Raw genomic sequence first — 17624 nt, 5'->3', positions numbered from 1 at the left:
CGAGTGCCGCTTCGAATCTCCCGTTCTTTCTATTCATTCCACTCAAGAGGTGACACCTTGCAGGCTGCCCCGGTCCAGGTAAGCGTCGATCTCACGGGAATCAATGTCTTCGTCGGCGGGCCCATTCAGTACGCAATCGAGGACAACGGGTTCTACTCGCCACTTCGCCGCGCCCTTCACGGCATCATCGAGTCGATCCAGGAAGCCAACGGCACCGTGTTCTCGGCCCACGTGGCCGAGAAATTCGGCGTCGACACCCCGCTGTTCTCCCCCCAGCAGGTCTCGGTTCGGGACTTCGACTGGATGCGCCGGTGCGACGTCTTCGTCCCGGTGCTGCCCGTGCTGGGTGACGACCTGCTGCGTACCGACGGGACGCACGTCGAGATGGGCTGGGCGTCCGCGCTGCGCAAGCCCATCAAGCTGGTCACGCGGCAGCCCATGGCGTCCAACGCGAGTCACCTGCTCCGCGGTCTGCCGGAGATCGCCGAGGTATCGCTCTTCGACGACATCGAAGTGACTCAGGACCCCGGAACACTGCTCGAGTCGATCGCGCGGTCCGCCCGCCCTGCCGCCCGCGCGGCTTCTTGACAGGAAGGAAGCATCATGACTGACGGGTACATCGAACGTGACTGGGTGATCCGCTGGCTCTCCAAGAACCTGGGTCTCACGCTCTCGGCCGAGAGTCCACTGCACGGTGACGTCGACTCACTCATCATGGCCGAACTCCTGACCGCGGCGGAGTACGAGCTGTCCCGCGACGCCTGGACCGATTTCACGCCGGCCTGCTTCGACACGGTCGAAACGCTGTCGCAGCACTTGGTGAACTCCCCGGCGGGCGTGGAGAAGCACTGGTACCGCCCGCTCGCCGAGACCGGCCGCCTCGGAGCGGCTCACGACGGCTTCGACCGGGCCCGCACATCCCTCGGTGATGTCGTCGTCGGAGCGGCCACGAGGCCGGCCGTCGCCGGCAGCACCGGCAGCACCGGCAGCGTCATGCTGGTCGGCGAGCCCGCCGTGGCGATCACGGATCTCGTCGCCGACCTCGACGCGGCCGTGGCCGCTCTCGATCCGACCTCGGTGTGGTACCCGATGCTCACCAATGCCGGAACCGGTCGTGACCACCCGCAGAATGTCGCCTCGTCGCTGGAGACCGGTCGCCTGCAGCACGCGGCATGTCTAGAGCTGCTGGAAGAGCTCGACGAGCGCCCCGACGGTCTGTACTGCGGCATCGGGTACGCCTACCGACGGGAACCGGCGCGGCGATGGGACAGCGCGGGGCGGCTCGAGGCCTACCGGGTCTGGGAGGCCGTGTGGTGCGGGGCCGCCGAGAACGCGCCGACGGCGATGGCGGAGATCAAGCGCGCGGTCGCGGCCGTCCTCGGCCGGTTCGCCAAGGGCGACTGGGCGCCGGCCCTCGACGGCTTCACGCCCGGCGTGACGCGGAAGAGCGAATGGACGGTCGCGGACGGCGAGCCGGGCGCGGGAATGGCCTTGTCGTCGCTGAACGACCACGGTACGACATTCGTCCGTGACGGCCGGTCGAGCTTCTGCCTGGGCGTCGGCATCGACCGCCTGGCCGACCTGGATCTGTTGTGGACGCGCACGGACGAATGGATGGTCGCGGACGGCGAGCCGGGCGCGGGGACGGCCTTGTCGTCGCTGAACGACCACGGTACGACGCTCGCCCGCACCGGCTGGCCGAGCTTCTGCCTCGGCGCCAGAATCGACCGCCTGGATCCCGCCGGGCTGGATCTGCTGTGACCGACACGATGCGGCAATGGGGCCTGGTCGGCCGCAGGATGACGGCGGTCGGCGAGGGGACGCCGGCGATGTGGCGGGACGCGGGCCTCCGCCCCTGCCCCGGCGATCAGGGCGCGGGGATCGTTCTCGGGTCATTGGGCGACGGGATCGACGAGTTGCTCACCGCCCCGGCGTTCGTCGCGCAGCCGTGCATCGGACAGAGTTCCGGGGATGTCCGACGGCTGCCGGTCAGCGTCGTCTGGGAGGTCCTGCTCCCGATGCTGGTCGCGGCCGGCAAGCAGAGCGACGTGGTCGTCCGGATCAATCTGGCCGAGGAACAGCTGAAGTACCCGCGCCGAGCCGAGCAGTTCGCGCATGTCGCGGACGCGGTGGCGGCCGCGACGAGAGAACTCGCGGACCAGCTGGGCCTACCGAGCAAGGTGGAGGTCAACACCCGCCCCCCGGCGTCCGCCGTCTCGGTCGACACATCGACCCTGTATGGGATCTTCGCCCCGTTCCAGCCCGACATCGACCACCCGCGGGGCTTCCAGAACGAGGACGACATCCTCATCGCGTTCACGTGGTATCTCGCCCGCTACCGCGAACTCCCCGACGGCGCCTGCATCGTGGAGGGGGCCCACATGGTCGACGCCGTTCGCGCCGCGCTGGGCCCTGACGCCCCCTACCTGGCAGCCCTCGGTCTGCCCGCACCGAGCGGACGGGCGTGCGTCGTCCAGGACGCGCCGGTGGGCGAGCGGATCACCATGACGAACCTTGAGGATCTGCCGCTCGACTGGTGGCCGGAGCAGGTCGTCCAGTCCGTCTTCGGGAGAAGTCTCCGGGCACTCGCCCTCGGTTTCCGTGACAGCTTGACGTCCTGAGAATGGAATCACGATGAAGACTGGTAACCAGCTGAGGGTTCTGGCCTCGGTCGACTGGGTGCGTCTGCCGTTTCTCCTGGCCTTCCTCGGTCGACTGCCCCTGTACATGACCTCCGTCGCGCTGGTGCTGTGGACCGACGCGGCAGGTCGGTCCGCCCTTCTTGGCGGGTTCTACGTCGCGGTGCTGAACTTCGGGGTCGCGGTGGCGGCTCCCTGGCTCGGCCACCTGGCGGACCGGCGCAGTCGCTCCTTCGCTCTGCGCCTCACCGGGATCGTGCAACTGCTGGCGCTGGGGACGCTGTCCCTCCAGTCCCCGTCCTTCGTGCAGCTGAACGCGGTCCTCTGTCTGTTGGCCGGACTGTCGACACCGCCGATCAGCTCCGCGCTGCGGTCGATGGTCACGGATCGGGCGCAGGACGGCGAGCGGGACGCGATCTTCACTGGTGAGGCCATGGTCGGATCACTGTTCGCGATCCTCGGTCCGCTGGCGCTCTCCGGCTTCGTCCTGCTCGGCGGCGCTCAGTCGGCGATAACCGCCGGCGCTGTCCTCCTGGGTGGATCGGCCGTCGGGCTGTCGTTCCTCCCGGTCATGCGCTCCGTCCCCCGGTTGCCGGAATCGGACGACCGTCAAGAACCCGAATCACATGGCGCACTCGCCCCGCTGCGGCAGCTCGGTTTTCGCGCGCTGACCGTCCGGATGGTCATCGAGGCGATCGCGGGCGGTGTGGAGCAGGTCGCGCTTCCAGCGTTCGCGGTGTCGATCGGTTCGGCGGCGCTGACCGGTCCCCTGTGGGCCATCTCCGGGGGCATCGGCCTGGCCGCGGGAGCCGCGTACGCCCTCAGAACATGGCGGATGCCCAAGGAGACGCTGTACTGCATCGGTGTCACGGGCCTGGCCGTGTCGTACGTGGTACCCGCTTTCGCGAACTCATTCACCACGATGGTGCTGGCCCTGTCGGCGGGCACCATCCTGGTGGTGCCCGTGATCGCGACGGAGTACGACCTCGTGGCGCGAACGGTGCCGGAGACGCAACGCAACAGCGGCTTCGCCATCATGACGTCCGCGTCCATCTGCGGCACGGCGATCGGGGCGCAGGCCGGCGGCTTCGTCATCGTGCACAGCGACTACCGGGGTGCGTTCGTCTTCGCGGCCGTCCTCGCTGGCCTCGCGGCGCTCATGTCCTGGCGGAGCCGCAAACTGTGGGCCGACCCGCCGACCACCGCGGTCGCGCCGGTGCTCCCCGCGGCGCTCGAAAGCTCCGACCGGTGAACAAGGAGGAGCGGATCCCTCTCACGCCCCGCCGAGCAGCAGGCCACGGTTCTCCTGAAGCCAGTGGGCCTCATCGCTCATCTCCGTCGCATCGCCCCGTGCCAGGAAGTCGGCCCACGGTTCGATTCCGCGCGCGCCCAGGCGTCGGATGCGCTCGGCTTCGCGTTCCTGAAGCCCCGCCAGGGCGTCCAACACGGCCTGCGGCTGCGCACCGTAGGCGGAGCAGAGAGTCGCAAGGCGGGTACGCACCATCGTCATGCCGGTGATGCCCGGATCCCGTTCGGGATCGGTCGGGCGCAACGGCACGGCGTACCACGCGAGTTGCGCCAGGTCGTCGATGGCGTATCCGGGTGCCGCGAAGTCCCAGTCGATGAAACCGGTCAGGCGGTCGCCGTCCCAGATGGAGTTCCACGGGCCGAGGTCGCCGTGCCGGATCACCATGCCCGGCTGCCATTCCTCTTCGGTCAGCTGCCAGCGAGCGCCGGGCGACGGCCGGAAGTCACGTACGGCGTGGTGGTAGTCCCGTAGCCAATGCCCGAGTTCCACCAGCCCGTCCGGGGATTGCAAACAGGGAGGCCAGGGCTTGAAGGCGGGCTCTCCGTGAAGCAGCGACAGCATCTCCTCCTGGCCGTCGATACCCAGGGCGCGCGGCGCTGTGCGGAAACCCACCGTCTCCAAGTGCTTCAACAGCGCATGCACCGCCGGCGTCCACTCCCTCACGGGACGCCTGATCGTGTCACCCACCCGCCGAACCGTGGTCACGCTGCCCTGGTCAGTGGCGCCGTCCTCAATCACCTTGCGATGATAACGCCCGTCACTCGCCTGCCGGTTCAACCGATCCCCCCTGGCGACGTCAAGTTCCCCACGCACTTGTTGTCAGCACTCTCGCGTTGTCGCGCGACCAGACGCCTAACCATGCTTGCCGCATCGGGAATTCCGAATTCAGACACGGCCGAGCCACCCCGCCCCCGAACCTCCCAGGAGATATCGCCGTGACCGCATCCGCCCAACCGGCTGCCGACGCCGAGACTCTGACCGGCCTCTTCGCTGCCGCTGTCGCCCGCTTCGCCGACCGGCCGGCGGTCTCCGACGACCAGCAGACGCTGACGTACGTGGAACTGGACCGGCGCTCCGACGCCCTCGCCGACACCCTGCGCGGGCACGGCATCGCAGCCGAGGACCGCGTCGGCCTCTGCCTGGAGCGCTCCGTCGATGTTTTCGTGGCCGCCCTCGGCGTACTCAAGGCGGGTGCCGTCTACGTCGCCGTCGACACCCGGTACCCCGACGCCCGCCGGGACCGGATGCTCACGCACAGCGGCGCGAAGCTTGTGGTGATCGAGCCGGAACGGCAGGACCTCCTGAGCGCCCTCGCCCTCGACGTACTGCCATACCGCAGCGAGCCGACCACCGGGGTGCGGACCGGCGCCGACGACCCCGCCACGCCCGCCGGCGCCGCGAGTGTCGTCTTCACCTCGGGGTACTCCGGGACGCCGAAGGCCATCACCCTGGAACACCGCAACATTGTGTCCTTCGCCACCGATCCGGACCTGCCCCGGCTACTTCCCGAGGATCGCATCGGCCAGATCTCCGGCCCGTCGTCCGGCGCCTTCCACTTCGACATGTGGACGACGCTCGCGCACGGCGCCGAAGTGACCGTGCTGCCGCCGGTTCCGGAGCTGCTCGCCGCGGACTTCCAGCGTGAGCTGAAGCGCCGGCGCATCACGGCGATGCTCGTCCCGACCGCGGTCGTCCACCACGTCGTACGGGAGGACCGGGACGCCTTCGCCTCGCTGCGCGTCCTCCAGGCCGGCGGCGACGTTCTCCTGCCGTCGGTCTGCCAGGACCTGCTGGCAGGGGCGTTCGAGGGCGAGCTGTACCACCTCTACGGCTCCGCCGAGATCACCACCGCCTGCACCGCGCAGCGGGTGACGGCCGTCGAGGCCGAGCTCGACGACGTTCCCGTCGGCCGCCCGCTGCACGGCGTCACCGTGTACGTCCTTGACCCCAACCGGCGTCCTGTCGCCCCGGGCGAAACCGGGGAACTGTACGTGGGCGGCCCCGGTGTCGCCCGTGGCTACCTCGACGCGGCCGACCTCACCGACGAGCACTTCGTGCCCGACCCGTTCGCCCCGGGCCCGGCGCGGCTGCACCGCACCGGCGACATGGTGCGCGAACGCGCCGACGGCGGCCTGGAGTTCCGTGGCCGGGCCGACTCCCTGACCGAGATCCGCGGCCACCGCGTCGAGCCCGGCGAGGTGGAACGCGGGCTGCGCCGCCACCCCCAGGTGCACGAGGCCGTCGTACTGCCCTCCGGCGAGGGCTCCGATCGCCGCCTGGTGGCGTTCGTCGTCCCCGACGGCTCACTCCCCCTGAAGGAACTACGCGCCTACGCCGAGGCCGAACTGCCCGACTTCATGGTGCCCGGCCACTTCATCACCCTGACCGAGATCCTGGCGAACGACCACGGCAAGCGTGATGCGCGGCGACTGAAGGAACTCCTCGACCAGCACCACGCACGCCGGCAGAACCACACCGCTCCCGCCACCGAGACCGAGCGTCTCCTGGCGGACCTGTGGGAGTCGCTCCTGGGCACCGAGGGCATCGGCGGCAATGACGACTTCTTCGAGCTCGGAGGCCACTCCCTGCTCGCCTTCCGCATGCAGAGCCGGATCAAGCGTGAACTCGGGGTCGTCCTGGAATACCGCACGGTGGTCGCCCACCCGGTCCTGTCCGCTCTCGCCGCCGAGATCGACGCGGCCAGGAGTGAGGTGGACTTCCTTTGAAGGTCGACTTCCCTTGAAGGGAGACCTCCTTTGAACCAGATACGGAAACACGAGAGAGGCGATGCGCCGTGACGTCCATCGAGCGCAGCGAGATGTTCCATCCGTGCGACACCACCGCCGCCCTGTCGCAGGCGGCCACTCGCCTTCTTGACGGACAGTCGAAGGCGATTCCCTTCCTCGCCTCCGACCGCCCCGACCTGCGTGCGTCGGCCGGCAGGGCCGAGGATCTCTACGGCACGGTCCAGGTTCCGGAACCCGCCGGCACGGGCCTGGACCTCCTCGGGAACACCCCCGAGGCGGATGCCGTCCGGATCCTGCTCCGCCCGCTGGCACGCACCTGGACGACGGACCCGGCGATGGCGTCCGGTGCGCGCTCGCTGTTCATCTGCGGTCTCTACCAGAACCTGTTGTCGACGATCGTGGCGCCCCTCGTGGGCTACTCCGCCCCCCGCCCAGGGGTCTCCGTGCTGACCGGCAGAGATCTGGCGTCCGTCAGCTGGATGATCGCGAAGCAGTACGCCCGGGTGAGGCCGGACGTCACCCGGCAGGCGCTGCTCACCAGCCAGGACGTCGTGGACGACCCGCCGAAGGACGTAGCGGTGCTGTCCTACGAGGACTTCCAGACCCGCGACATCCGCGGATTCCTGTCCGAGGCGCCGTGGCGGCGCCTGCAGTTCCAGTCACATGGAAAGGATCAGGTCCTGCTCCTGGGCGACTGGGCGCTGTCCGGAGTCAGCGACGTCGACGCGCCCGAGGGCCCCGTCACACTGCGGCCCCGATTCGGCTACGGCTACCCGGACCCCGAGAACAAGCTCAGGTTCATCCGCTTCTCCGAGTTCGTGGCGGCCGAACTGATATTGAACTCCTGCCACAGCGGCCCGTTCCCCGACACCGGCTCCTATGCCGTGCGCTACCAGATGGTGCTGGCGGCCATCGACGGCACCGCGCAGACCGTCGTCGCCGCCGTCACGAACAGCAACGCCGGAATGCCGGAGTCGGCGCGGTTTCTCGCCCAGCACGACCCGGACGAGGACATGGCGGCCGTGCTCAACGCCAGCATCGGCGACGTCAACCCGTACGGCGTCTTCCTGCGTCACGGAGTGCAGTGGAAGCCGAACGGTCCCGCGGCGGCCATGGCAGTCGTCGGCGCCGGCGATCGGCGACAGCAGGAGACCGACCGGCTCCTGTCCGTCGCGCTCGACCGGGCCGTGGGGTGGGCGGAGAGCGGGATCCTCCCCGCCGACCACCCGTCGAAGGCGGCCTGCGCCAAGTTCCTGAAGAAGTACACCCGGCTGCTGTGCCGGACCTCCGCCACCGAGTCGGAGCGCATCCATGCCCAGTTGGTGCGTGATCTGGCTGCGTTGGACCGCTCCATCGCCCAAAGGATCGCGGCCGACCCGGACGATCCGATGATGGACTACCCCGACTACTGGGCCGATCGCAGCGTGGTGCGCTCGACGCCCGAACAGGTGGCGTGCGACACCTGCGGAGACATCGCGCAGAAGTTCCTCCGGACGGGCAAGAGCCGCGTCATCCCGGACGTCGAGGTCGTCGGGTGCCTGCGCTGCGGCGATGGCGACTTCCGTCCCGCTCACGCTCCGGCCGTGATCACCAGGTCACCCGTGAGCACGTACATGGGTGCGTCGGTGACCGTGCAGCTCGAAATCTCCCAGGCACGGAACGGCACCGTGCACTACGGCTTCTATGCCCCTCCCTATCTCACCGACTACGCCCTCCACGCCCCCTTGCGCTCCACCGCGATCGAGACGGACGGTGTGTTCACAGACGGGTTCACCCTGACCCTGGGCGCGTCGGTCGTCCCGCAGATGTACTACTACACGGTGTACGCGGTCCAGGACCTGAGCATCAGCATCGCCCGCCACAACCTCGGGGTCCGGCCGGGCCCGGCTCTCTCTTGAGGATCTTCCATGAGAGTGCAATCGCCGATCTGCGCGGACCGCGGCAGACCTGTCACACAGCGGTGTCCTGCCGGGCGCCCTCGGTCCAGGACGTGTCGATCCAGCCGAGCCTGGCGGCGAGCATGCCGGCCTGGAAACGACTGTCGGCTCCCAGCTCGGCGAGAATCTCGGAGATGTGACGACGGCAGGTGCGCGTGGACATGTTCATGCGCTTGGCCACCACCTCGTCCTTGGCACCCGCCGCCATGAGCCGGAGGATGCCGGCCTTGATGTCGTCGATGGTCTCCCCGTAGCCGACCCGGGTGTAGACGAACGGCGTCGCCAGCCGCCAGGTCTGCTCGAGTGACTGGTACAGGTACTCCACGACTGCGGGCTCGCGGATGATGACGGCGCCGCCCCCGCGGTCCCTCCGGTCGGCCAGGAAGGCAACCTCGCGGTCGAAGATGACGACCCGTTCGATGATCCCAGAGGCGGTCCGGATCTCGGACCCGGCCGCCTGCATGATCGAGAAGTGGCGCTGCACCCCCGGGCTCGACAGAACGGTGTGCGGATAGATCGTCCGCATCCGTACACCGCGCTGCAGCAGAGCCAGGTCGCGCGGACGGCTGTCGGCCATGGCGCTCTCTTGTAGCGCTTCGGGCTGGGCAGTGAGCACCTCACTGACACAGTTCTGCGCGGCGTGGCTCAGCAGCGAGCGGACGAGCTGGAGGTCGTTGCTCCGTTCGACCGCCTGCGCTTGGTCGCCAAGGCCACCCAGCGAGTCGTAGGCCTCCTGCAGGCCCTCGATCCCCGCGCGAACCTGCTCCGATTCGGTGTGCAGCCTGCTGATCTCCGCGGCGCGCTGGGCGACGGAAACGGTGACCGCGAGCCGCGGGTTGAGCACCGACACCACGCCCGTCCCGGACTCCACAATCACCAGGTGCAGGGCAACGAGGATGTCGATGTCGGCTTCGGTGAACGTGTCGGCGCCGACCGACGACTCGCCGCCGAGCAGGGTGTCGCGCGGTGCCGAGCCGCCGCTCTCGACCAGCAGTCTGTAGAGCCTCTCGGCACTTGCTGTCACGGCGTGTGGCATCGTCATGGCATCCCCCTGGGCCGTGGTCGGCCGGAACCATGATGACCGGCACACCGAAATGGGTTGAGTACCTACCTAGCGTCTGTCTCAGAAGTAGATCAAGGTCATGCGTTGATCATACTAGGGCTTGTTGCGAAAGTTGATCAAGGTCGTGGATGATCGCGAGCCGTGGGACGTGGTGATCTGACGGGCAACCAGTGGGAGCGTCTGGAGCCGTTGCTGCCAGCGGGAAAGAAGCCCGGCCGCCCTCGGATTTGGACACATCGGCAGCTGATCGACGGCATACGGTGGCGGACCAGGACCGGGGCGCCGTGGCGGGATCTCCCTGAGCGCTACGGGCCGTGGGACCGAGCTTATGACCTGTTCCGGCGATGGCAGCGCAACGGCACCTTGCATGGACCCGGCTCCTCCTCCACGACGAGCCCGAACTCGCCACCGCGGAGCCAGAGACACTCCGCACGAAGTTCTACCACCTGCCCGCCCGGCTCACCGCCCACGCCCGCAGGCGCACCCGCCACCTCGACCGCACCTGGCCCTGGGCAGCAGCGTTCACCACCGCCTGGCAGCGGGGCACTCAGCTCCCGGCCCTCACCTGACAGCCGGCCACCACCCCGACGACACCGGAGAGGAGAGAACCGCACCACCCTCGGGCCCGTGAAACCAGACGCCCTCGCAGCGTCACGCGACGGCCAGTCCCGACGCGGCGCGGGACATATCGGGCAGCCAGCCGCTCGCAACGTCGCCATCAGCCCCGGAAGAATCGAGGTCAGAGCCCCGCTACGGGTACACGAGCGAGTTCAAGTCCAGCGTCGATACCGGATGATCTCCAACTGCGACTGAGATGGCGGGCCATCAAACGCACGTCCGTCGTGTCCAGCGTCGGTCGCAATGAACCATCGTGGACCATGTCAAGCACGGGCACGAGCAGGTCGGAGAAGAGCTCACACCATTCCGCAAACGATGTGACGTCGCGTCGACCGAGTTCGACGATTCTTTCGGAGAATCCAAGGTACGCGATGGTTTCATCGAGTTGGGCGGCGAGCTCGTCCAGGGCGCGATTATCGAACGACGACGGAGCCGGTGAATCGAAGATGTCCTGCCAGTCCGGCCCATCACGCAAGGAGAGAGCCAGCAGGAAGCGGTATTTCGCGAGCTCGAGCTCGGTATTCGCCCAGCTGTAGCTGATGAGGTCATCGAGGTCGACCAGGTCCGCCACCCACCGGAAACGCGGCGCGCGGCGTGGCCCCAGACAGACCTCAAGGAACTCCCGGACATGACGCACAGGGCCGGAGCACGCGGCGTCCGGCGTGAGGAACACCCCGCGGTCCTCGGTCTCCCGGAAGAATTCGTCCGGACTCGGCGCCGTTTTGTAGTCGCCCCCTGCGAGCATGATGTACTCAGGCGTCATCGCCATGCCGAGGCTCGGCTTGTACAGACTGGCGATGCGCCGCGGAATGACGGTGCGGCTTCCTTCGCCGGACCGCCGCGCGTACAGGGTCGGGAGCGTGGTGAGTACCCGGCCGAACACCCACACCCAGCGCCAGTCCAACTCCTCGTGGCTGTACCGACGGTGGAAGGCCTCGCGGATCTCCGCGACGCCCTCGAGGACGTCGGGCCAATCGGCCTGCATGCTGCGCAGCGCTGAGACGTTCATCTCGTAGCCGGACCGAGAGCCGGAGTACGGGCAGCGGCGCATGGCATAGGGGACGCCTTCGCGTACCCGGGCCGCGGCGTACCGCTCGCCGAGTGGGCGGCCGTCGTCCCCGTAGAGCAGCCGGGAGACGTCGAAGCCGAGGATGTAGAACTCGCAGAGTTCCCAGACTCGGCCGGGCGACGGCGGCTGACCCTTGTCGGTCAGGTCGTGCGCTGCGGACACGCGGATTCCTCCCAGTGGTGCGGGCGTCAGGGGTAGGTGGTCAATCGAGGACGGGGGTGTGTCGGGACCGGTCGTAACCGCTGAGCTCCACCGGCACCGGAAGCGGTACCCGCCGCCAGGAACGCGGCGTGAAGCGCCAGAAGCGGCCGTTGCCTCCCGATCGTTCCGCCTCGTCCTCCCAGTGCGTGGTCGACGAGCCGGTCAACACGACGAACTCGTTACCGGCGACGAAGCCGATACTCATCCGCGGCTCCAGCAGGAGGTTGCCGATGGTCTGGTACATGGCGTTTCCGGCGAAGTCCGGGAACTCGAACGTGTTCCGTGCGACTTCGCGGATGAACCCCGGGTCCCCGCTGCGGGTCGCCGCGTCGAGCTGGCCCTGCGGATTTGCGGTGCCGACGAAGACCAGCGATGTCTGGCACAGCAGGGCGGCGTCGACCCGGGTGATCGACCGGCCGCGGGTCGCCGCCTTCGGAGAGACCTGCGTTGACGTCGTCAACTGCTGACGGACCAGGTACTTCTTGCAGTTGGGGAACGCTTCGAGGATGGACACCTCGAGCGGGTCGGTGCGGGAGTCCACGACCTCACCGTTGACCCGGAAGCGTCGACGGGTGTGCGGATCGAGGTACACGAGACCGATCCGCCGATCTCGTCGCAGGTTGTCGAACAAGGCGTCCTCGGGGCTGACGGCCGCGTGCGGGATCGTGAGACCCGACGAACCGAGCGCGCCGAATGCCCCGGCATCGACGGCGAGCAGCGACAGCATCGGTGCGCCGTTCGGACCAATCGTCGTTGCCACGGCAATGCGTGCGGAATCTATGAGTGATCGTCCGCCTTCCGCGAGGAACGGCTTGACGACTGGTCCGAGACATTCTGCTTCGACTGTCTGGCCGGCCCGGATCTGAGCAGTCAGCTCACCCGAATGAAAAATCGCCGGCCGATCGGAATCCCGTGGCATCTTCCCCCGATTCGATTTGTACGACAGCGGTGTACGCGACATTAGGCACGGATCGAGTGGTGATCAAGAGGCTTCCGGAGGCAAGAACTGGCATGGTGTGAGAACGTGTCACCGAGCCGCGGCCGCCATCAAACCCGCCGGAAGCTGCGGATTTCGTGGGTGGGGTGGTGCAGGCGCAGCGGCGCCAGCAGACACCCAGCGCTGACGGCGGAGATCGGCACCGGGACCGGCTACTCCACCGCGCTCGCCCGCGAACGGCTCGGCTCTGCCGACGTCACCAGCATCGAGGTGGACCCCCATCGGCTCGACCAGGCGGCGAGCGCGCTGTACGGCTGCGGCTACACACCGACTCTCGCCGTGGCGGACGGGCTGTACGGTACTGGCCCGAAACATCGTTCGACCGGATCGTGGCCGCCTGCTCCTTCCGCGCGGTCCCGCCGACCTGCTCGCACAGAACGGAGGTGGGAAGGCAGTGACCGTCCCTGTACTGCCCAGGGAGCTGAACATCTGCTGCCCGTTCTCGGGTTCTGGCTCACTTTCCGTGAAGCGGTAACTGATCGTCACCTAGCAGATGTCTTCGAGGCGGCCCAGGTACCGACCACTCCTCCCAGGGCCGGACCGGCCCATATCGCGATGGTGACGGAGACGGAGAGCGAGAGGTCCCAGATGATGAGGGCGGTAATCAGCACACCCAGCCACAGCATTTGCAGCGTCGCAGCAGCAGTCATCTTGCGCCGTGTACTCCACTCACGCATTGCCAACGTCGGTCGCATACGTTCCCCTCCGTATCCGTCTGTGCTCCGACACGCATCCTGGCACTCGCGCGACATCCACGACCAGAATCCGGATGCTCGTGATGCTCGGCCAGGTAGTTATGCGAGGAGAACTCGCTTGCGGAGGAGCGCGAAGCCTGCACGGCCGAACATCTGGCGCTTGAGCATCTTGATCCGGTTGACGTGGCCTTCGACGACGCCTGAGCTCCAGGGTTGGGTCAGGCCCGCGATGACGGCCTCGCGGTCGCGGTCAATCCCCGCGGCCAGCGTGTGGAGGCTGGGCAGGTCGTCCTTGCGGACCGCGTCGAGCCACTCGGGGAGTCGTTCGCCCTGGCGCTCGGTAAGCATCTGGGCGAAGGAGCGGACGTGTCCGGTGAGGGCATCGAGTTCGGGGCAGTTGGCCAGTACTGCATTGAGTCGGAGTTGTTCTATTTCGGACAGGGATTCCGGGCGGCTGAGGATCCACCTGGTCACTACGCGGGGTGCCGGCGGTTGTGCGGTGACGGGGCGGGGTGAGGTGCGCTTCTTCCTGATGTAGGCGCTGACGATGCCGTAACTGCCCTGGTAGCCGAGTGGGATGATCTCCTCCCAGAGCTTCCATGCATTGGTGCAGCCCTCGCTCCACCGGCCGTCCAGGTAAGGCTTGTACTCGTCCAGGGCGGAGGGCCGGTTGTACTGCCACTGGCCGCGGAAGAGGTCTTCGGGTTTGGCAGCGTCGGCAAGACTTTTGACCGTGCGGTGAGTCATGTGGAGCTGGCGGCCGATGGACCGGCGGCTGTGGCCGGCTTCCAGCAGTGCGTGGACGGTGGCATGCCTGACTCGGACGCGGTTGGCGAACCGGTCGCTCTTCCAGGGCGAGCCCGACGTTCCTTCGAGGGGCATGGGCTCGTCGCCCTCGTCTCCTGCCGGTTCAGGGACGAGGACGCGCAGGCACTGGCGGTGGCGGGCGACGGTCCGCTCGGCGGCTTCGCCGAGGTTGTGCCACAGATGCCAGCGGTCGGCGACCTGGGTTGCCTGGGGTGCCCCGGCTGTGGCGCCTTCCGCGAAGAACGGAGCACGGTCCCGGCAGATCACCTCGATCCCCGGCCGCTTCGCCAGCCACGCGGCCAGGCTGGATGCCTCACGGTCAGGCAGCAGATCCACCGGTCGGCGGGTCTCGCAATCGACCAGAACCGTGCCGTAGACGCGACCCTTGCGCGTCGCGAACTCATCGACACCGACCACCCGAGGGGACGGCACCTCAGGCTCGGGCAACGTACCGAGCAGCCTCAGCACTGTGCTGCGGCTGACGGACACGCCGAAAACCCGTGCCATCCGGGCACCGGCCCGGCCGGCGAGTGCGAGGCCGACCGCGGCCAGCGTCGAACGCAGGCGCTCGGTCCACCTGCTGTGCCGCCGGGTCAGCCCCGGCATCTGCTCGACGAACGTCCGCCGTCCGCATGAAGCGTCCGGGCAGAAGAACCTACGGACCCGCAGACACAGGACCACCCGCCGTCCCGCACTGGGTACATCAGCGGGAAACCGCAGGTAGGAGCTGTGTATCTGGCTCGACCGCCTCCCACAGTCAGGACACACTGCCCCAGCCGCCGTACTCCGGGCCCCGATGCTTACGGCCTCGTCGTTCACATCAACCGACAGCACCGCCATGTCCAAGCCGGACGGGAACAACAGTTCCTCCAGCCGGAACAATGTCTCTTCCATGACGCCGCACTGTCGACCACACCAAGACCGGCACTGGTCATTTTCAGGCAACCTCCCGGAGGTCGAGCCAAACGCCAGCCGTCACTCAGCGTGCGCGCTTCACGGAAAGTGAGTCAGAACCCGTTCTCATGGACAAAGCCAGCAGGGGTGGCTCAGAAACACCGTTTCCATGACAGTGAGGCACTCGGGGATGTACCAGACCACGACAGCGACAGCGACAGCGACAGCGACAGCCACGCCTTACACCACCTACATGTCACCGACACCCGCGTCACCCACCCACACCACCAGCACGAACCCAACGAACTGACGCACCATCACTGACACCACCCCACTGACACCAAACCGACACATCGCAGGTGGCGGTGTAGCCGGCGCCGGTGAGCGCGGTGTCGAGGAGGGAGAGCGGCGCGGGTGCGGTCCCGTGCCGGGTGGCCTTGGTGGTGGCCATGGGGATGCTCCTGGTGGTGCTGGATGGTGGGCCGGGCGCCGAGGCGCCCGGCCTGGTGTGGTTGGCGGGCCCGGCGACGGCGGAGGCGAAGCGGCTTCACCAAGGGGGTGGCGTGAAGCGGGGGGCGTGGCCCGCGGAGTCCGGTGTCGCTATGCGGCGGAGCCGACCGTGAGCTGGTCCATGATGTCGGCCCGGTTGTAGTGGGCGCGCTTCTCGATCATCTTTCCGTCCTTGAACGTGAATAGGTTGAACATCGAGAAGCGCATGTGCGCTCCGCGTGGGGGGATGCCGTAGTAGTCGCCGCCCTGCTTGCCCTCGACCACGACGTAGGCACCGACCTTGTCGGCTTCGGCGACGGTGTGGACGACCGTCAGACGGATGCCGGGGAAGGCGTCGACGTGCTTCTTCTCCGCGTCGATGAACCCTGCGGCGCCCGGCCTGGGGGTGCCGACCTGGGGATAGAAGACGAAGTCCGGATGGAACATGCCGGTGAGCGTGGCGTAGTCCCCCTGCTCGAGGGCCTGGTAGAAGCGGCGCACGAGCTCCGTGTTGGTCTCGGTGGACATGTGACTGGCCTTTCCTGTGGTACTGCTGGCGGCGCCGTGGGACGCCGCAGAGGTTGTTGCCCGAGGTCGGGGCCCGGCGCGTTGCGGGCCCCGACCGGTGTGAGGTCTTGGTTCCTGAACGGCGGTCCCCGCTCAGGCGTGCTGGATCCAGTCCGGGTCCAGGCGGTCGGCAAGGCCGGCGGTGGTGAAGGCGGCCTCCAGGTCCTCGCGGCCCTCGGTGAAGTGGGCCCAGCTGTCGTGGTGGGCCGGGACGACACGGCGGGCGTCGAGGATCCGGGTGGCCTCGGCGGCCTGCGCGCTGTCCAGGACGATCAGTCCGCCGTCGTAGAGCATGGGGAAGCGGGGGGCGCCGGCGAAGAGGATGGCGGTGTCCACCGGGGCGAAGCGCTCGGCGATCTCCTTGACGGCGTCGAGGGAGGCGTTGTCGCCGCTGACGTAGACCGTCGGCAGGCCCTCTCCGGTCAGGACGAAGCCGACGACCTGCCCGGAGAGGGGCTCGACCTCCTCGCGCGGGCCGGGGCCGTGGATGGCGGGGACACCGGTGACGGTGATGGTGCCGCCGCCCGGGCGCTCCAACTCGATCGTCTCCCAGTCGACCAGGCCCTTGGCCTTCTCCCCGAGGCGCTCGCCGCCGCCGGGGGTGGTCAGGGTGAGGGGGACGTCGGCAAGCAGAGCCCGGCCGGAGGCATCGAGGTTGTCAGCGTGTTCGTCGTGGGAGAGCAGGACCACGTCGATGGGGCCGAGCTCGGCGGGGGTGGCGGTGGAGGGGGCGGTCTTGGTCAGGATCGGGCCCGGCGAGGGGTAGTCGCCGGGGCCGTCGAAGGTCGGGTCGGTCAGGAAGCGCAGGCCGCCGTACTCGAACAGGGTGGTCGGGCCGCCGAACGTGCGGACCGGAAACTGATCGGCGTTGAGCTGGGACATCACGTCTCCTTCGTATCTCACGAAAAAACTCTGCGTTTTCCGTGATGCCAGGCTAAGCAGACGTCATGGAAAAACGCAAGCGCTACCATGAGAGGCATGGACGACGCCCTGGCCACCGACACAGCGCAGACCGCTCTGCCCCCAGCTCCGGGTGCCGACCGGCACGCCTCCTTGGACTTCGCCGACACCGCCGCGACCCTGCCCGCCGGCCAGAGCTACGACCTGCTCGCCGCCCCCGAATCCGCCATGCGCTGGCTCGCCGCCCACGACCTGACCACTCCGGATGTACAGCTGTACGAGGTGTGCGCACAGCGGATGCGCACCCTGCGCGGCCACATCCGCACCCTGCTCGGCGCGCGCATCGACGGCACCACCCCGCCCGAGGAGTCCCTTCGGGCGGTGAACGAGGCACTCACGGCCGTACCCACCGCGCCCCTGCTCGCCTGGGACGGCGCGCAGGGACTGCGCCGCATTCAGGCACACCCCACCGACCAAACCGTGAACCACGCGCTGGCCACCCTCGCCGCCGACGCCGCCGACCTGCTCACCGGCCCCGACGCCGACCTCCTCGCCGCCTGCGGCTCCGCCCCCTGCGACCGGTTCCTCCTGCGCACCCACGGCCGACGCCACTGGTGCTCCACCCGCTGCGGCGACCGCGCCCGCGCCGCCCGCGCCTACGCACGGCGCAACAGCGCCTCGGCGTGACACAC

At 68.3% G+C, this 17624-nt stretch carries 17 protein-coding genes and 2 pseudogenes; 10 read left to right on the top strand and 9 right to left on the bottom strand.

Annotated elements, in window-relative coordinates:
• Window positions 1-57 precede the first annotated feature (57 nt).
• From ACFU8W_RS42205 to ACFU8W_RS42190, 4 genes are read left to right on the top strand one after another with little or no spacing between them, the layout of a single operon-like run.
• Window positions 58-588: a hypothetical protein gene (locus ACFU8W_RS42205; protein WP_384049640.1), complete on the top strand. Its 531-nt coding sequence runs from the start codon at window positions 58-60 to the stop codon at window positions 586-588.
• Between the two features lie 15 nt (window positions 589-603).
• Complete coding sequence (locus ACFU8W_RS42200; protein WP_384049637.1) at window positions 604-1761, top strand: hypothetical protein; 1158 nt, start codon at window positions 604-606, stop codon at window positions 1759-1761.
• Window positions 1758-2621, top strand: a complete 864-nt coding sequence (locus tag ACFU8W_RS42195; protein ID WP_384049634.1) for a hypothetical protein — start codon at window positions 1758-1760, stop codon at window positions 2619-2621. Before ACFU8W_RS42200 ends, ACFU8W_RS42195 begins: the two co-directional genes overlap by 4 nt.
• Before the next feature lie 13 nt (window positions 2622-2634).
• Window positions 2635-3891, top strand: coding sequence for an MFS transporter (locus ACFU8W_RS42190; RefSeq protein WP_384049631.1), 1257 nt, complete (start codon window positions 2635-2637; stop codon window positions 3889-3891).
• A gap of 21 nt (window positions 3892-3912) precedes the next feature.
• On the opposite strand, the gene ACFU8W_RS42185 is transcribed toward ACFU8W_RS42190, so the two are convergent.
• Window positions 3913-4725 (bottom strand): phosphotransferase, encoded by an 813-nt coding sequence (locus tag ACFU8W_RS42185; RefSeq protein ID WP_384049628.1) that lies wholly within the window; start codon window positions 4723-4725, stop codon window positions 3913-3915.
• A 158-nt stretch (window positions 4726-4883) separates the two neighbouring features.
• Between ACFU8W_RS42185 and ACFU8W_RS42180 the strand changes: the two genes are divergently transcribed.
• Window positions 4884-6674: an amino acid adenylation domain-containing protein gene (locus ACFU8W_RS42180; RefSeq protein ID WP_384049625.1), complete on the top strand. Its 1791-nt coding sequence runs from the start codon at window positions 4884-4886 to the stop codon at window positions 6672-6674.
• A 68-nt stretch (window positions 6675-6742) separates the two neighbouring features.
• Window positions 6743-8593, top strand: a complete 1851-nt coding sequence (locus ACFU8W_RS42175) for a hypothetical protein (RefSeq protein WP_384049623.1) — start codon at window positions 6743-6745, stop codon at window positions 8591-8593.
• Window positions 8594-8645: 52 nt separating this feature from the next.
• Here ACFU8W_RS42175 and ACFU8W_RS42170 read toward each other — a convergent pair whose 3' ends face one another.
• The gene (locus ACFU8W_RS42170; protein WP_384049620.1) at window positions 8646-9674 is read right to left on the bottom strand and encodes a LuxR C-terminal-related transcriptional regulator; all 1029 of its coding nucleotides are present in this window, start codon (window positions 9672-9674) and stop codon (window positions 8646-8648) included.
• 162 nt (window positions 9675-9836) lie between these two features.
• Here ACFU8W_RS42170 and ACFU8W_RS42165 point away from each other — a divergent pair.
• Together ACFU8W_RS42165 and ACFU8W_RS42160 are read left to right on the top strand one after the other, a co-directional pair.
• Window positions 9837-10058 (top strand): annotated as a pseudogene (locus ACFU8W_RS42165) (transposase); the annotation flags it as partial.
• Window positions 10040-10264, top strand: a complete 225-nt coding sequence (locus ACFU8W_RS42160; RefSeq protein WP_384049699.1) for a hypothetical protein — start codon at window positions 10040-10042, stop codon at window positions 10262-10264. The pseudogene ACFU8W_RS42165 and the gene ACFU8W_RS42160, both read left to right, overlap by 19 nt.
• 170 nt (window positions 10265-10434) lie before the next feature.
• Here the strand turns inward: ACFU8W_RS42160 and ACFU8W_RS42155 are convergent, their stop codons facing one another.
• Window positions 10435-11544: a hypothetical protein gene (locus tag ACFU8W_RS42155; protein WP_384049617.1), complete on the bottom strand. Its 1110-nt coding sequence runs from the start codon at window positions 11542-11544 to the stop codon at window positions 10435-10437.
• A gap of 40 nt (window positions 11545-11584) precedes the next feature.
• A complete protein-coding gene (locus tag ACFU8W_RS42150; protein WP_384049614.1) occupies window positions 11585-12502 on the bottom strand; it encodes a pyridoxamine 5'-phosphate oxidase family protein in 918 nt (305 codons plus the stop codon).
• A gap of 210 nt (window positions 12503-12712) precedes the next feature.
• On the opposite strand from ACFU8W_RS42150, the pseudogene ACFU8W_RS42145 reads away from it, so the two are divergent.
• Window positions 12713-12969 (top strand): annotated as a pseudogene (locus ACFU8W_RS42145) (methyltransferase domain-containing protein); the annotation flags it as partial.
• Between the two features lie 93 nt (window positions 12970-13062).
• Here the strand turns inward: ACFU8W_RS42145 and ACFU8W_RS42140 are convergent.
• From ACFU8W_RS42140 to ACFU8W_RS42120, 5 genes are all read right to left on the bottom strand, one after another.
• The gene (locus ACFU8W_RS42140; RefSeq protein ID WP_384049611.1) at window positions 13063-13230 is read right to left on the bottom strand and encodes a hypothetical protein; all 168 of its coding nucleotides are present in this window, start codon (window positions 13228-13230) and stop codon (window positions 13063-13065) included.
• 144 nt (window positions 13231-13374) lie between these two features.
• Window positions 13375-14922 carry an ISL3 family transposase gene (locus ACFU8W_RS42135; protein WP_384049696.1) on the bottom strand — a complete coding sequence of 516 codons (1548 nt, stop codon included), beginning with the start codon at window positions 14920-14922 and terminating at the stop codon, window positions 13375-13377.
• A 325-nt stretch (window positions 14923-15247) separates the two neighbouring features.
• Complete coding sequence (locus ACFU8W_RS42130; RefSeq protein ID WP_384049608.1) at window positions 15248-15427, bottom strand: hypothetical protein; 180 nt, start codon at window positions 15425-15427, stop codon at window positions 15248-15250.
• A gap of 149 nt (window positions 15428-15576) precedes the next feature.
• Window positions 15577-15993, bottom strand: coding sequence for an ester cyclase (locus ACFU8W_RS42125; RefSeq protein WP_384049605.1), 417 nt, complete (start codon window positions 15991-15993; stop codon window positions 15577-15579).
• A gap of 132 nt (window positions 15994-16125) precedes the next feature.
• The gene (locus ACFU8W_RS42120; RefSeq protein ID WP_384049602.1) at window positions 16126-16914 is read right to left on the bottom strand and encodes an MBL fold metallo-hydrolase; all 789 of its coding nucleotides are present in this window, start codon (window positions 16912-16914) and stop codon (window positions 16126-16128) included.
• An 87-nt stretch (window positions 16915-17001) separates the two neighbouring features.
• Between ACFU8W_RS42120 and ACFU8W_RS42115 the strand changes: the two genes are divergently transcribed.
• Window positions 17002-17619: a CGNR zinc finger domain-containing protein gene (locus tag ACFU8W_RS42115; RefSeq protein WP_384049599.1), complete on the top strand. Its 618-nt coding sequence runs from the start codon at window positions 17002-17004 to the stop codon at window positions 17617-17619.
• Window positions 17620-17624: the final 5 nt, after the last annotated feature.

The organism is Streptomyces sp. NPDC057565, assembly GCF_042801455.1.
GTDB lineage: Bacteria > Actinomycetota > Actinomycetes > Streptomycetales > Streptomycetaceae > Streptomyces > Streptomyces yanii.
The sequence above is the reverse complement of the archived record's forward strand: the minus strand, read 5'-3'. Positions and strand labels throughout refer to the sequence as shown.